The sequence below is a fragment of the Olsenella sp. DNF00959 genome, from assembly GCF_001553055.1.
In the GTDB taxonomy this organism is placed as follows: Bacteria; Actinomycetota; Coriobacteriia; order Coriobacteriales; family Atopobiaceae; genus Olsenella_I; species Olsenella_I phocaeensis.
The window spans coordinates 393,236-407,374 of record NZ_KQ960123.1 but is presented as its reverse complement, the minus strand read 5'-3'; the positions used below and the strand labels follow the sequence as shown (position 1 = coordinate 407,374).

The following is a 14,139-nucleotide window of genomic DNA, read 5'->3' as shown; positions in this document are numbered from 1 at the left end:
AGGTTTTCTCACAAACATGTTTACTGTGCTCCAGCATGTAAATAAAAGTCAAGAAGTATTGGCTAAACGCACAAGGTGCTTCGATATGCGCAGGCCATCTCCTTACCGGCGCGGTGGCCACGCGACGCCCTTCCCAACGCGACCCAGGCAGCACCGTCAGCCGCAGCGCCGCCGACCCATGGGACCAGGATACTAGCACCTTGCCTGGCCAGGCCTCCGTTAGCCGCTCCCCTGGCACCCGTTCTGACAGCCTGCCGTAATATGTGATGCACGTGGTGCGATTGCGCACGTTCCGGGCGCGTCCGCCAGAGTGCTACGGAGGAATCGAAATGGCCAACTCCCCAGACCCAAGACGACGCCGCGGCTCCTCGGGCCGCTCGGCCAGGTCCGTCGCCCAGCGGCAGAGCGAGCAGCGCTACGGGTCAACCAACAGCAGGGACTACTCGCGCTCCAGGCAGGGGCGCACCCTCAAGGGCACGTCCCACCCCAGCCAGAGGAACCAGGGTCGCTACCGCAGCGAGCGCAACTACCGCTCCATCGCGGGCCATGACACGGGCTACTCGCTCAAGTCGCACCGCATAGGCTTCGAGCGCGGCTCGGGAGGGCTGCTGGGTCGCCACGGCCTCAACAATCGCTCGCTCCTCCTGCTCCTCGCCGGACTCGTCGTCATCCTCGCCCTCGTGGCGGGGGTCTCGAGCTGCGTCAGGAGCTGCTCCTCCCCCGCACAGCCCGACCAGGGCGACCAGACCTCGCAGGCGGAGGGAGGCAACTCCCTCGACTCGCGCGTGGCCGCCGGCGCGAGCGACGACCTCACGGCCAAGTTCTCGACCGCCCTCGACCACGGCGAGAAGATCGCCCAGATAGCGGCCAACGCCAACAAGTACCCGGACGAGCGACTCTGCGAGCTGGCCCTCCTCGAGCCCGACGCCATCGACTTCGTGACGGCGGTCCCCACGGCCGAGAAGAGCGCCCAGGCCTACCAGGACAGCGTCACCCAGGGCACGTTCCCCGAGCTCTACGACTGGGACATCCGCTGGGGCTTCGTGGACTACGCGGGCAGCAACATCGGCGTCAACGGCTCGGGACCGACCTCCCTCGCCATAGCCTACATGGGCCTCACGGGCAAGTCCGACAAGACCCCCGCCGACCTCGCTGCCGACGCGACGAGCGGCAGCTACGCCACCAACGAGGACATCGCGACCAAGACCGACTTCTTCGCGAGCGAGGCCCAGAAGCTGGGACTCACCCTGCACGAGTACACGGCCTCGGGAGAGAACCTCTCCACCATCCTCGCGGACGGCCAGGAGGTCGCGGTCATCGTCCAGCTCGCGGCGAACTTCGACAGCCCCTACGTCCACTGGGCCGTCGTCGTGGGCACCAACCAGGACGGCTCGGTCATCCTGCGCGACCCCAGCTCCAAGCAGGCCTCCTCGCACGGCTGGGCGGCCGGGACCATCGGCTCCAACTCCTCGGTCTTCTACGCCCTCAGCTACGACGGCGGGTCGTCCGCGACGGAGGGCAACTCCTCCGGCGAGTAGTCCCACGAACGTTCTGGCCCATGCCCCGGGCGAGGGGGACTCACCTCTCGCCCGGGGCATCTCCATGCGTGGCGGCAACGGGGACCCACGCCAGAGGGACCGTGCCCGAAGGCACCCTGACCCCAACCAACGAAGGGCCGGGCCGCCAACCAGGCGACCCGGCCCCGTAAGCTGCCCGACGCCATCCGTCAGGCAGGCCAGGCGATGTCTTCCCGCGTCCTACGAGAGGAGCGCCTCGGAGGCCGCCTGGAGCTTGTCCCTCACGGCCTCGGACTCGGCGCGCGTGGCACCCTTGGAGAAGAGGTAGGCCTTGACCTTGGGCTCGGTCCCCGAGGGACGGAAGATGACCTTGTTGTCGTCCTCCAGGCGGAACTCGATCACGTTGGCGGGAGGCAGCGCCTGCGCCTCCTCCTTCTGCAGGCCAGAGACGCGCGGCATCTGGGCGCCGGTGGCGTAGTCGGTCATGCCCACGACCTTGAGGCCGCCGATCTCCGCCGGTGGGTTGTCACGCAGGCCCTGCATGATGCCCGCCATCTTCTGCGCCCCGGCGGCACCGGGGAAGGCGGCGTTGACCGTGCCGTTGAGGTAGTAGCCATACCTCTGGTACAGGGCCTCCATGGCCTCGTAGAGGTCCATGCCGCGGGAGGCGTAGTCGGACGCCATCTCGACGCACATCTCGACCGCGACGATGGCGTCCTTGTCGCGGGCATGGGTGCCCACGAGGTAGCCATAGGACTCCTCGAAGCCCATGAGATAGCGGTCCTCCTCGCCCTCGTCTTTGAGCTGGTCGATCTGGTCGCCGATGTACTTGAAGCCGGTGAGCACGCGCCTGAGCTCGAAGCCCTTGTCACGCGCGAGGGCATCGGGCATCGCGGACGAGACGATGGTGGTGACCGCGACCTTGCGCGCGACGTCCTCGCCGTTGGCCTCGGCCATGTTGGCGAGCCAGTCCATGAGCAGGACGCCCATCTCGTTGCCCGAGAGCAGCTTGTACTCGCCGTCGTGCGGGATGGCGGTGCCCATGCGGTCGGCGTCGGGGTCGGTGGCCACGAGCAGGTTGGGCTTGACCTCGTCGGCCAGCTTCAGGCCGAGCTCCAGCGCCTCGCGGAACTCGGGGTTGGGGTACTTGCAGGTGGGGAAGTTGCCGTCGGGCTCGGCCTGCTCCGGGACCACGGTCACGTTCTCGACGCCGATCTCCTTGAGAATGCGCGTGACGCACTCCATGCCGGTGCCGTTGAGCGGGGTGTAGACCACGGAGTAGCTCTCGTCAGCCTTGAAGCCGGGGACCGAGACCTTCTTGATGCTCTGGATGAAGGAGTCCAGGACCTCCTCGGGGGTCCACTCGATCAGGCCCTTGGCCAGCCCCTCCTCGAAGTCCATGCGCTTGACGTCCTCGAAGGGATCGACCTTGGCGATGTTGGCGCTGATCTCGTCCGCTGCCTCGTCGGTGATCTGGCCACCGTTGTCGTTGTAGACCTTGTAGCCGTTGTACTGCGCGGGGTTGTGGGAGGCCGTGAGCACAATGCCGGCAGAGGTGTGCAGGTAACGCACCGCGAACGAGAGCGTGGGGACGGGCTCGATGCGGGGGTAGACGTACACGTGGATACCATTGGCGGCAAGGACGCCCGCCGCGACCTTCTGGAAGTCCTCCCCCTTGAGGCGGGAGTCACGGGCGAGCGCGAGCGTGGGCTTGTCGTAGTGGGCGTTGAGGTAGTCCGCCACACCCTGGGTCGCCTGGGCAACGACGTAGACGTTCATTCGGTTGGTGCCCACGCCCAGGACGCCGCGCAGACCCGCGGTGCCAAAGGCGAGGTCGCGGTAGAAGGCGTCGTTCAGGGCCTCGTCGTCGGATGCCAGCCCCTCGAGCTCGGCCTTGAGGTCAGGCTCGCTGACCTTCTCCCTCCAAAGCTGGACCTTGGCCTGCGTGTCCTTGTCCATGTGCTTCTCCTTTGGGTCGACCTGCTGCGCTCTCGCGCCCTATATGTACCTTGCCCATCATGGTAGTCGTTGGGGGGCACCTCCGGGGCCGCGGCCGCGCCAGAGGGGCGGCGCATGCCGCGGGCGGGGAGCGGAGCGAGGGACGGCAGGTGCGTGCCGCGCAAACCGCGGACAGACTGCGCGGGTCTCGGCCTTTCCCCAGCCCAGCAGAGATTCGCGCGCAAACCGCAAGCGACCTGCGCGGCAATGGCCCCGGAGTCTCGTCTGCGGCGCGCAAGCCACGAACAGCCTGCGCGCAATCTCACGTTTTCCCAGCTCGGGAGAATTTCGTGCGCAATCTGGCCCCAGCCTGCGCACCAGCCTCCCGGCGTGACGGGGCGTGTGGCTTTGGGGAGCACCCGACGATTCCCAGAACGGCGAGAGGAGCCCAGCTATCATGGTTCGCACCTACATTCCACGGGCGAAAGGTGACCCGATGAACGCCGAGCCAGGCCCCACCACCCAGACAGCCACAGAAGTCCCCGACGAAGGCGACGTGCGCCGCGAGACAACCGGAGGCCTCGAGTTCTTCGCGAGCTGCCCCTCCGGCTTCGAGCAGCTGCTCGCCGACGAGCTCTCTGGCCTGCGAATCCAGCAGCTGCGCCCCCTCAGGGGCCAGGTCGGCTTCGTGGGCGACCTCGAGGACGCCTACCGCGCCTGCCTCTGGTCCCGCATCGCCTCCCGCGTCGTGCTGGTCCTCGCCCGTGTGAGCGCGCGCGATGCCGACGCGCTCTATCAGGGTATCTCCGAGATTCCCTGGGAGGAGCAGCTCCTCCCCAGCTCGACCGTGGCCGTGGACGCCCACGGCACCAACTCCCAGCTCAGGAACACCCAGTTCGTGGCGGTCAGGGCAAAGGACGCCATCGTCGACCGCATGCTCACGCGCACCGGGGCACGACCTGACGTCGATACCTCGCACCCAGACCTCCGCGTGGTGGTGCGCGTCTCACGTGAGCGCGCGACCGTGGGCATAGACCTCAGCGGAGAGGCGCTCTTCCGCCGCGGATACGAGGCCGCGCGTTCGCCGCGCGCGAGCATCGCGCCCCTCAGGCCCGACTACGCGGCCGCCCTCCTCGCGGCGGGCGGCTGGTTCCGCAGCTGCCGCCGCGACGACCCCACGCTCGCCGTCGCGCACTCCGGGGCGGGCACCCTGGTGGTCGAGGCGGCCGCGCAGGCGCTCGACCGCGCCCCTGGGCTGCTCAGGCGACGCTGGGGCTTCCAGGGCTGGCTTGGGCACGACGAGGAGACATGGCAGCGCCTCCTCGCCGAGGCCCAGGAGCGGGCGGAGCTCGGCCAAGAGCGCGTGAGCTCGGGGCGGACGCAGCTCGTCCTTCTCGCCTCCGAGGCCCGCAAGGGCGCACTCGACTCCGCCCGCCAGGCGCTCCGCGCGGCCGGAATGGACGTCGAGCTCCGCATGGGCAGCCTGTCATGGCTGCAGGAGCTCCTCGAGGGCCACTGCTCCGAGCGGAAGGGTGGCTTCTCTCCCCTGCTCGTGGCCGACCTGTCATGGCTTGCCGAGGACGAGGTCGCCGTGCAGGCGTCATCGCTGGCGGACGTCGTCTCGCTGTCGGCGCTCGCTGACGACCGGTCGCGGCTCGTCGTGCTGGCGAAGGACGCCACGGTCGACTCCGTCCTGGGCGCCAGCCCTGCCAGCACGAGCGAGGTCTACGTGGGTCAGGACAGGGCGAGCGTGCGCGTCTTTGCCGCCGAGGCGCTGGGAGGGGCGGCCCGGGAGCGCCCCCAGCTGACCCTTCCCGACGGCCAGAGGGTCCCCGTGCTGGTACCCGCCAGCGACCAGTTCGCCGCGCGCCTGGCGAAGGTCGCCCGGCTCCGGCGCAAGTGGGCGCGGCGCGAGGACGTGAGCTGCTACCGCGTCTATGACGCAGACCTGCCCGACTACGCCGTCACCATCGACCTCTTCCAGGGCTCCGAGCTCATGCCCGCGCGCAAGGGCAGGGGGCGCTGGCTGCAGGTCTTCGAGTACGCCCCGCCGAAGTCCGTCGACCCCGCGCTCGCGCGCATGAGGCTCCTCGACGTGCTGGCCATCGCGCCGCGCGTCCTGGACGTCCGCCCTGAGGACTGCTTCGTCCGCGTGCGCACCCGCGCCCGTGGCGGCTCGCAGTACGCCGACGAGGCGTCTGCGGGCCAGGACGCTCGCCGCGAGCGCGTCTATGGGAGGGAGAGGGACGCGCACGCTCGACAGGACCACCCCCGCCGGCCGACGCTCCCCAAGGGCGCGCACCTTGTGGACGAGGGTGGGCTCACCTTCGAGGTCAGCTTCTCCACCCGCCTGGACTGCGGGCTCTTCCTCGACAACCGCGAGACCCGTGCCATGTTGCGCGAGATGGCCAAGAAGACCGAGGGCTCGAAGCGCTTCCTCAACCTCTTCGCCTACACCGGGTCCGCCACCTGCTACGCAGCGGACGGGGGCGCCAAGCACACCACGACCGTGGACATGAGCCGCCCCTCGCTTGACTGGGCTCGCCGCAACATGGAGCGCAATGGCTTCGACGGGCCGGAGCACGAGTTCGTCCAGGCGGACGTCATAGGGTGGGTGAGCGAGCAGAGACGCACCGCGAACCGCTGGGACCTCGTCTTCTGCGACGTGCCCACCTTCTCGAACTCCAACCGCATGCGCGGGAGCTGGGACGTGCAGCGCGACCATGCCGAGCTGCTCATAGGCCTGAGCCACATCCTGACCAGGAACGGCCGTGCCGTCTTCTGCTGCAACCTGCGCGACTTCAGGCCCGACGTGGAGAAGCTCCGCCGCTATGGCGTGGAGCTCGAGGACGTGACCACGCAGACCATCCCCGAGGACTTCTCGCGCAACCAGAAGGTGCACCACTGCTACGTTCTGCGGCGCGTCGCCACGGAGTCGCGCGCGTAGGGCCGTCGGCCCATAGGAGCGACCTGACGCGAGGGACCCCGCGCATGGCAACCAGTCAGGACGTCGCCCATGCGGCATGGCCAGGGCACCGACAGCGACCATGTGACTAGGCGCGAGCTGGCATCCCTCGCATAACGAGAGTGGTGGGCTCCGTGCCCGCCCCCTCGGAGCTATGTACTAGGCCCTCGATCGAGCCGGCGCGCCCCTCTCGCCCATTCCCTGAACTCCATGCTGATTTCAGTTATGTAATATCGTATTACGTAACTAGGATCCCATTGACTATAACTATAAAGTCTTTATAGTTAGGGAGAGGGAATGCCGAAAGAGCAAGAGGTCCGAGAGGTGATCAGACGTCTGAGGCGCAAAGGTTGGGACGACGAGCCGGGTCGTGGCAGTCACATCATCTTTCGCAGGTCAGGATGGATGATCACCGTCCCCACGGCGAAGCGCGAGATTCCCGTCGGCACGTACCGAAACATCGCCAAGGCGGCAGGCTGGATCTAGGGAGCGAAGGGGTTGGTTCGATGAGGGACTATGTCTTCATGACCGTGCTCGAAAAGGACGAGGAGGGGGGCTATGACGTCAGCGTCCCCGACCTCCCCGGCTGCTTCAGCCATGGCGACACGCGCATGAGGGCGCTCGCAAGCGCCGCTGACGCCATGGCCACCTACATCGCGTCCCTGCTTGCCCACGGCGAGCCCGTCCCCGAGCCCCGGCAGGTCTCCCCTGACGACGGACGCGAGGCTGTCGCCGTGTATTTCCAGACAGACGGTTCCTACGTCCTGCCCGGCGAGCGCGTCAGCGCCGCCGAAGCCGCCAGGAGGCTTGGTGTCTCGGCGGGCAGGGTCACCCAGATGATCGCCTCCGGGATATTGGATGGGTTCCGAATCGGCAGGCACACCTTCGTGACCGTTGCCAGCATCGAGCGCAGGCTCGCAGAGGGAAGCCGGCCAGGGCGGCCCTCCGGACGGCAGCGGGCCGCCCTGGCCTAGCCCCTGCCTCTTCGGGTTCACGCCAGCTGCATGCGGGGGCAAGCCAACGGCCTGTCCCCCGCATGCTTCGCCGCGAGCTCCGTAGGGTCGCGCGCGCCTATGCCCTCTTGTAGAAGGCCTCCATGTCGCGCGACATGGCCTCGAGCGTGGGCACGTCCACGTAGGCCATGTGCCCGCAGCCATAGAGGTGCCATTCGACCTGTCCCTTGAGCTCGGACGAGAGGAACTGGCAGCTCATGTCGTGGACCACGTTCCAGTAGTTGGTCGCCGCGTCGTAGCGCCCTCCCAAGATCGCCAGCTTCATGTGGGGGTTGCGCCTCATCGCGACCGCGATGTCGTAGGCGACGTTGGGCGCGAAGCTCTCTCCGTCCTTGCCGGGCTCCTCGTGCGTCCACTTCCAGTTGACTCCCACGCGCTCGTAGTTGCTCGAGAGGTAGCGCGCCGGGCCGCGATACCCCAGCTCGTCGTGGAGGAAGCGCCTGAAGGCGCTGGTCCAGCTGGACTCCACGGCGTCGTCGGCCGCGTCCTCACCCGCGAACCAGGCGTTGCTCGACTGGACGGCCACCGGCGCGTCCGAGCTGAAGCGCATGTCGAGCCGGCCGCAGACCTTCCCCTCGTCGGCCAGGATGTTGCGGCGGAAGTCGTCCAGGGTAATCCTCAGGCGCGCGCGGCGGATGTGCTCGGCGGGAAGTCCGATGAACTCGCCCATCTGGCGCGCGACCTCGTCCTCGCGTGCAGGGTCAAGCCGGTCGCCGCGCAGGAGCGCCGGAGCCAGCACGTCCTCGTCCCAGTCCATGGCGCGCTGGAACCACTCGTCCTCGCCCACGCCCTGCCCCGCCTTGTCAAAGAACTGCGCCGCCGCGGCCATGGTGGGCATCATGCCCAGGTGATAGAGGTCCTCCCCCTCCTGGACCTGGACCCAGTCGAAGATGGCCGAGAGCATGGTGACGCCGGCCAGCTTGACGTCGCGCTCGCCCAGGAGGCGCATCAGGACGGCGTTGCGCACGGTGCCGTAGGACTCCCCGAAGAGGTAGACGGGGCTGGTCCAGCGGCCGTTCTCCTCCAGCCACTGGCTGATGGCGCGCGCGAAGGCGTCCGCGTCGCCGTCCACGCCGAAGATCTTGGAGGTGTCGGCGCCCTCCGCCACGCTCGACCAGCCTGTGCCCAGGGCGTCCAGGAATACGAGGTCGGTCTGGCGCAGCAGGGTGCAGGGGTTGTCCTCGACCACGATGGGATGGGCAAGGTGGCTGACGCCGTCGGTGCGCACGCGGCGGGGCCCGATGCCGCCAAAGTTGATGGGCACGCTCGCGCAGCCGGGACCGCCGTTGTAGGCGAAGGTCACGGGACGGGCGGCGTCCGCCCTGCCCTCGTCGTCCACCGCCACGTAGGTCATCGAGAACATGCGCCCGATGAGGGCGCCGGTGTCCGCGCGCACGTCCAGGTGGGCGGCCGTGCAGTCGTAGTCGATGTGCTCGCCGGCGCTCGCGCCCGAGCCGTCCCACGCGAGGCGGGCCGTCGCGGACTGGGGGGTCTCCAGGCGGGGGTCCGCCGGCACGGTCATGAAGCTGTCCTTGGGAATCCTTGTGGCCGCCTGCGGCGCGGTCGCGGCGTTGGTGGCGTCCTGCTCTGCCATCGTTTCTCCTCACTGGCCCGAGGGCCGATGCCTGGCTCCCCTCGCCTCGCACCAACGGGCGAGAGGGGCCTCCCACTCATTCCCGGCCATTGTATGCGTCGGCTCGGCCACGGGGCGGGCGAGTTGCGCAAGTCAGCCTCTCACCTGGGCAAACCCGGACCTCAAGACGACATCTTCACAGCAGGGGTCCCGACGTCCAACGACGGTCCAGGTCGTGCTAGAGTTCTTCGGTTTGAACTATCCTTATCTGGTAGGCTGCCTACGCCTTGTGCGTGGCAACCCTGCCCGGGACGCGACGCGCCACGGGCAGCGTGTCCTCGTCGGATGGAGCGTCATGAGTCAAGACAAGCTTTCGGCCACCACCCCCAAGAGGCGACCGAGGTCGAGGGGCGCCGGGATTCCCCTCTCCGCCGGAATGGTCCTGGTGACCCTGGGCGTGGTGTACGGAGACATCGGCACCAGCCCCATGTACACCCTCAAGGCCATCATGGCCGACAACGGCGGCCTCGCGAGCATGCAGACCGACACGGTGCTGGGCGCGCTCTCGCTCATCATCTGGACCCTGACCCTCATCACCACCGTCAAGTACGTCCTGGTGGCCATGAAGGCCGACAACCACAACGAGGGCGGCATCTTCGCCCTCTACAGCCTGGTCAAGCGCTGCGCCAAGTGGCTCATCATCCCCGCCATGATCGGCGGGGCGGCCCTTCTCGCCGACGGCATCCTGACCCCCGCCGTCACGGTGACCACCGCCATCGAGGGCCTGCGCACCATCGACTTCTTCTATGGCATCATCGGAGAGAACCAGCGCGTCGTGATCGCCATCACCATCGCGATCCTCTGCGCCCTCTTCGCCCTGCAGCGTGCCGGCACCTCCACCATCGGCAAGATCTTCGGTCCCGCCATGACGCTGTGGTTCCTCTTTCTGGGAATCACCGGCCTGCTCAACATGGGCGCCGACTTCGGCGTGCTGCGCGCGCTCAACCCCCTACGCGGCATCACCTTCCTCTTTGACGGCAGCATCAACGCCGTGGGGCTCATGGTCCTGGGCAACGTCTTCCTCTGCACCACCGGCGCCGAGGCCCTCTACTCCGACATGGGGCACGTGGGCAAGCCCAACATCTACATGACCTGGCCCTTCGTGAAGGTCTGCCTCATCCTGAACTACCTGGGCCAGGGGGCCTGGATCCTCTCGCAGCGTGGCAACGAGCACCTGGCCAGCGTGACCGACCTCAACCCCTTCTTCCAGATGGTCCCCGAGGACTTCCGCGTCTTCGCCGTCATCCTCTCGACGCTGGCAGCCATCATCGCCTCGCAGGCGCTCATCACCGGCTCGTACTCCATCGTGTCGGAGGCCATCCGCCTGGACCTCATGCCCCACATGAAGATCAACTACCCCTCCGAGACCCGCGGCCAGATCTACATCCCGCTGGTCAACTCCATCATGTGGGTGGCCTGCATCTTCGTCGTGCTGCTCTTCCAGCGCTCGAGCCACATGGAGGCCGCCTACGGCCTGGCCATCACGGTGACCATGCTCATGACCACCATCCTGCTCTACACCTACCTCTCGCAGGTGAGGCGCCGGCGCGCCCTGGCCGTGGTCTTCCTGGTCTTCTTCGGCGCCATCGAGTTCATGTTCTTCTTCTCGAGCCTGACCAAGTTCTTCCACGGCGGCTACTTCACCGTGCTCATGGCGGCGGCGATCTTCGTGGTCATGTACGTGTGGAGGCGCGGCACGGCGGTCGAGCACACCCAGACCGTCTACCTGCCCGTGAACAAGTACATCGGCCAGCTGGACGCCCTGCGCAACGACGACGACTACCCCTACGTGGCCGACAACCTGATCTTCCTGACCAACGACTCCTCGACCGACAAGCTGGACCGCGACATCCTCTATTCCATCCTGGACAAGAGGCCCAAGCGCGCCAAGGCGTACTACTTCCTCAACGTGCAGGTCACCAACGAGCCCTACACCCACGAGTACATCGTGAACGACTTCGGCACCGACTTCGCCTTCAAGGTGCAGCTGCGCCTGGGCTTCAGGGTCAACCAGCGCATCAACACCTACCTCTACCAGATCGTGGCCGACCTCATGTCGTCGGGCCAGCTGCCGCCGCAGGACCACAAGTACTCGATCTACCGCGACCACAGCCAGGTGGGCGACTTCCGCTTCTGCCTGATCCGCAAGGTCCTCTCGCCCGAGTCCGACATCTCGGGCCTGAACGCCAACGTGATCGCCCTGAAGTACCTGATTCGCCGCATCTGCGGCTCTCCCGCACGCTGGTACGGCCTCGAGAACTCGAGCCTGATCTTCGAGCACGTCCCCCTGTTCGGCAAGTCCAAGCGCCAGCACAAGCTCACCCGCATCGCCGGCGTGAGCAGCACCGGCAGCATGCGACCCGTCACGGCCGAGGAGGCCGTCGAGGAGGAGGGCGACATCTTCACCGACACCATGAAGAGCCAGATCGCCATCGCCGCCGAGGAGGTCGAGCACGAGATCGTCGGTGGCGACACCGCGAGCTTCAGGCCCCTCGTAATCGACGACGAGGACGAGGAGGGCTCGGGGGACGCGGGCTACTTCGACGAGGAGGGCGAGGAGTAGGACCAGCCTTCACATGCGCGATTCAGTGACGAGAGGCACCGGGGACGCAGTCCGGTGCCTCTCGTCTTGTCGAAGACCCTTATGTCTGCCTCAGGGGTCCGGCTGCCATGCCAGGGCTACGATGCGAACTCGCAGCCGCACCAGTACTCCTGCCCGTGATAGATGGCAAAGTCGTCGAATCCCAGGAGCTCCGCCTTGGATGGGGTGCCGTTGCAGACGTCACGGAGCAGGGCTTTGAGGGAGTCTGCCTGCTCCCCCAGCGTAGAACGCCCCGCTATGACCCCGGAGGCATCGAAGTCGATGTTGTCCCTCATGCGCTGGAAGGTAAGTGCGTTCCCCGTCACCTTTATGACTGGCATGAGGGGGTTCCCTATCGGGGTGCCCCTGCCCGTGGAGAAGAGCATGACCTGCGCTCCCCCGGCAGACATGCCCGAGACGGACTCGATGTCGTAGCCCGGGGTGTCCATGAAGACGAAGCCACCCTTTGAGGGCACCTCTCCGTACCGGACCACCTGCGAGACGGGATGGGAGCCACCCTTGGAGATGCCTCCCAGCGACTTCTCCTCGAGCGTCGACAGGCCGCCGCGCATGTTTCCGGGCGAGGGGTTCGCACCACGCACGTCTATGTCATTGGCCAGGAAATCGTCCTCGAGACGCCCGACCATCCTCAGGATGTCGTCCGAGACCTCCTTGGTGGCAGCACGGCGCGAGAGGATGTGCTCGGCACCGATGAGCTCGGTCGTCTCGCCCATGAGGACGGTGCCGCCGCCATCGATGACCCAATCGCTCACGAGACCGATGGTGGGGTTTGCCGCCAGGCCGCTCGTGGCATCCGAGCCTCCGCAGTTCGTTCCCAGAACCAGCTTGTTCAGGGGCATCGGAACGCGCCGGGCCAGGGCGGACTGCGCCACCAGCTCGCGGGCGATGCGCACGCCCTCCTCGACGGCCTTCAGGGTGCCGCCGCAATCCTGGATGGTGATGGCGGCAACAGGCTTGTCGCTCATCCGCGAGACCTGCTCGGCGAGCTCCAGGGGCTTCGTGCTCTCGCAGCCCAATCCGACAAGCAGAGTTGCGAAGACGTTGGGGTTCTGGGTCAGGTTGGCAAGGCAGCGTCGCATGATCCTGATGCCGTTGCCCACCTGGCCGCACCCCTTGGTGTTCTCCACGCCAACGGCGCCTTCGACCTGCTGGGCGATGCGTCGTACCACATTGTTGGCGCAGCCCACGCTCGAGAGGACGAGCACGTGGTTCCGGATACCCATCTTGCCGCCGGGGCGGACGTATCCGCTAATCATGCTTCCTCGTCCTTATGCTCTCCAGGTTGTGCACGTGAACGTGGCCACCCGGAAGGATGTCCTCGGTCGCCCTGCCGATCGCCTCTCCGTACTTATGGACCACCTCGCCCGAACCGATGGGATGCAGGGCGATCTTGTGAAAGGCGTCGATCGAGTCCTGGCAGACGAGCTCGCACACGCGTCCACCAGCCTTGTCGGTCACCACGACGCGGTCGCCCATGGCGACGTCCGACAGCACGGTGGCGACATCGTCGTCGGCATGCAGGCAGAGGGCTTTGCAGGGCACGATTGACCTCCCTTGACGCGACAGAATCTGGTTGGCCGGCACGTCTCCGGATCAGGCCGGGAGGAGCCCCTCGAGGTACTCGGCAACGCCGGACTCGTCGTTGCCGAGGCGAGTGACGTCGTCCGCCTGAATCCTGACTCCCTCGTCGGCGTTGACCATGGCGACGCCGACTCCGGCCTCCCTGAGCATCGAGACGTCGTTCAGGGAGTCCCCGAACGCGATGGTCTCCTCCGCAGGTATGCCGAATCGGTCGCAAAGCCAGAGCAGGGCACTGCCCTTGCTCGCCCCGGCACTCGTGACCTCGATGTTCGCCCGCTGGGAGGTGTAGCAGGCCAGGTCCCCTCTTTCTTGTGAGAAGCCATAGACGGCGTCACGCATTCTCTCATCCGCAAAGAAGACCGTGAGTCGCTCGACGGGGTGTCCCTGGGCAACGAAGTCCACCAGCGTGGTGTCGATCTCGTTGCGGACGGAGCGGATGTATGCCACGTCGCCAGGCAGGAGCCCGAAGCCATCGAGCTTTCGCATCTCCCCCCGCTCGACATACGCCTCTCCCTCGCTGAAGAGGTCGATGTACGAAGCCGAGTGACCGACGAGGTCCAGGAGGCCGACGACCGCGTCCCGCGGGATCGTGCTGGCGCGAAGGTCCGTCTGCCCGCCGTGGGAAAGCTGGCAGACCGTGGCACCATCGGCCGTGATCGCGTAACGAGCGCCAGAGAGATCGATGACCTCCTGCGGAATGCCCACCACGGAACGGCCCGTGCTGGGAACGAAGCCAATGCCGCACCCGGCGAGCCTCTGCAGGGCCCTCCGGGTGCGGTCGCTCATCTGCTTCTCGCCGTCGAGAAGGGTCCCGTCCAAGTCACAGAAGACCATCTGCGGCATCCCGGTCATCGCATTCCCCTCTCGCCAGCCAAGCTCCTTGGCTATCG

Annotated in this window: 10 protein-coding genes; 5 read left to right on the top strand and 5 right to left on the bottom strand. The window is 67.0% G+C overall.

From position 1 onward, the window contains the following. Positions 1 to 329: 329 nt before the first annotated feature. Positions 330 to 1,538, top strand: a complete 1,209-nt coding sequence (locus tag HMPREF1868_RS01760) for a cysteine peptidase family C39 domain-containing protein (RefSeq protein ID WP_062529833.1) — start codon at positions 330 to 332, stop codon at positions 1,536 to 1,538. A 219-nt stretch (positions 1,539 to 1,757) separates the two neighbouring features. On the opposite strand, the gene HMPREF1868_RS01755 is transcribed toward HMPREF1868_RS01760, so the two are convergent. Continuing rightward, positions 1,758 to 3,476, bottom strand: coding sequence for a phospho-sugar mutase (locus HMPREF1868_RS01755; protein WP_062529831.1), 1,719 nt, complete (start codon positions 3,474 to 3,476; stop codon positions 1,758 to 1,760). A gap of 475 nt (positions 3,477 to 3,951) precedes the next feature. Here HMPREF1868_RS01755 and rlmKL point away from each other — a divergent pair, with 475 nt between their 5' ends. The 3 genes from rlmKL to HMPREF1868_RS01740 all read left to right on the top strand — a co-directional run bounded on the left by rlmKL (position 3,952) and on the right by HMPREF1868_RS01740 (position 7,394). Next, complete coding sequence (rlmKL, locus tag HMPREF1868_RS01750; protein WP_231782225.1) at positions 3,952 to 6,402, top strand: bifunctional 23S rRNA (guanine(2069)-N(7))-methyltransferase RlmK/23S rRNA (guanine(2445)-N(2))-methyltransferase RlmL; 2,451 nt, start codon at positions 3,952 to 3,954, stop codon at positions 6,400 to 6,402. A gap of 315 nt (positions 6,403 to 6,717) precedes the next feature. Beyond that, positions 6,718 to 6,906: a type II toxin-antitoxin system HicA family toxin gene (locus tag HMPREF1868_RS01745; protein ID WP_062529829.1), complete on the top strand. Its 189-nt coding sequence runs from the start codon at positions 6,718 to 6,720 to the stop codon at positions 6,904 to 6,906. Between the two features lie 20 nt (positions 6,907 to 6,926). Beyond that, positions 6,927 to 7,394 (top strand): type II toxin-antitoxin system HicB family antitoxin, encoded by a 468-nt coding sequence (locus tag HMPREF1868_RS01740; RefSeq protein ID WP_062529827.1) that lies wholly within the window; start codon positions 6,927 to 6,929, stop codon positions 7,392 to 7,394. A 97-nt stretch (positions 7,395 to 7,491) separates the two neighbouring features. Here HMPREF1868_RS01740 and HMPREF1868_RS01735 read toward each other — a convergent pair whose 3' ends face one another. Further along, the gene (locus HMPREF1868_RS01735) at positions 7,492 to 9,027 is read right to left on the bottom strand and encodes a S10 family peptidase (RefSeq protein WP_062529825.1); all 1,536 of its coding nucleotides are present in this window, start codon (positions 9,025 to 9,027) and stop codon (positions 7,492 to 7,494) included. A 334-nt stretch (positions 9,028 to 9,361) separates the two neighbouring features. Here HMPREF1868_RS01735 and HMPREF1868_RS01730 point away from each other — a divergent pair, with 334 nt between their 5' ends. Continuing rightward, complete coding sequence (locus HMPREF1868_RS01730; RefSeq protein WP_062529824.1) at positions 9,362 to 11,629, top strand: KUP/HAK/KT family potassium transporter; 2,268 nt, start codon at positions 9,362 to 9,364, stop codon at positions 11,627 to 11,629. A 116-nt stretch (positions 11,630 to 11,745) separates the two neighbouring features. On the opposite strand, the gene HMPREF1868_RS01725 is transcribed toward HMPREF1868_RS01730, so the two are convergent. The 3 genes from HMPREF1868_RS01725 to HMPREF1868_RS01715 are packed head-to-tail and all read right to left on the bottom strand — an operon-like array spanning position 11,746 to position 14,101. Next, positions 11,746 to 12,924: a UxaA family hydrolase gene (locus tag HMPREF1868_RS01725; protein ID WP_062529822.1), complete on the bottom strand. Its 1,179-nt coding sequence runs from the start codon at positions 12,922 to 12,924 to the stop codon at positions 11,746 to 11,748. After that, positions 12,917 to 13,210, bottom strand: coding sequence for a UxaA family hydrolase (locus HMPREF1868_RS01720; protein WP_072500685.1), 294 nt, complete (start codon positions 13,208 to 13,210; stop codon positions 12,917 to 12,919). Before HMPREF1868_RS01720 ends, HMPREF1868_RS01725 begins: the two co-directional genes overlap by 8 nt. Positions 13,211 to 13,261: 51 nt before the next feature. Then, positions 13,262 to 14,101, bottom strand: a complete 840-nt coding sequence (locus tag HMPREF1868_RS01715) for an HAD family hydrolase (protein ID WP_062529820.1) — start codon at positions 14,099 to 14,101, stop codon at positions 13,262 to 13,264. Positions 14,102 to 14,139: the final 38 nt, after the last annotated feature.